This window comes from Novosphingobium sp. B-7, from assembly GCF_000410615.1.
GTDB lineage: Bacteria > Pseudomonadota > Alphaproteobacteria > Sphingomonadales > Sphingomonadaceae > Novosphingobium > Novosphingobium capsulatum.
Window position 1 is genome coordinate 1 of sequence record NZ_APCQ01000405.1, and the last position, 907, is coordinate 907.

Genomic DNA, 907 nt, shown 5'->3' on the forward strand with positions numbered 1-907 from the left:
GGGAAGCCTGCCGCATCACCGTCGAACTTCTGGCCATGGCCCACGAACTGTGAGAACTCGCAAAGCTGCTGACCGAGGACTTGGCGGCGCGCCGAGCGCCCTGTCTGACAACCTTGCGGGCCCGGTTCTGTCCGGACCCTGCCGATCTACCCGAAGTCGTGGTCGAACTGGCGCCGCTCTCGATTTACGACGAACTTATCGAACAGGGAGAAGCCGCATGAACGCAACTCCCATGATCGATGCACAGCGTCTCAGCCTCATGCTCAACGAACTGCGCTTGCCCACCATCAAGCACATCTGGGGCGACTTTGCCGCCCAGGCAGACAAGGAAGGATGGCCCGCCAGCAGATTCCTCGCCGCGCTGGCCGAGCACGAACTCGCCGAACGAGATCGCCGCCGGATCGAACGCCACCTGGCAGAGGCACATCTACCCGCTGGCAAGACCCTCGACTGCTTCGCCTTCGATGCCGTGCCGATGATCTCAAAGGCTCAGGTTATGGCCCTATGCGCCGGTGATGGCTGGCTCGAGCAAGGTGCCAACCTCATCCTGTTCGGTCCGCCGGGCGGCGGCAAAAGCCATCTCGCCGCAGCTATCGGCCTGGCGCTGGTAGAGCAGGGCTGGAGGGTTTTGTTCACTCGGACCTCCGACCTCGTGCAACGCCTGCAGGTCGCGCGGCGCGAACTCGCGCTCGAATCTGCGATGGCCAAGCTCGACAAATACCACCTGCTGGTTCTTGACGACTTCGCCTACATCTCGCGCGACCAAGCCGAGACGTCGGTCCTCTTCGAGTTGATCAGCGCACGCTACGAGCGACGGTCGTTGCTGATCACCGCCAACCAGCCCTTCGGCGAGTGGAACAGGGTCTTCCCCGATCCCGCGATGACGCTCGCCGCTGTCGACAGGCTC

Annotated in this window: 1 protein-coding gene; it reads left to right on the forward strand. The window is 63.2% G+C overall.

The genetic code is table 11. The annotated features are described in order from the left end of the window. Nucleotides 1-217 precede the first annotated feature (217 nt). Nucleotides 218-907, forward strand: a 690-nt coding sequence (istB, locus tag H926_RS0105005) for an IS21-like element helper ATPase IstB (protein ID WP_028657602.1), incomplete at its 3' end; no start/stop codon positions are given.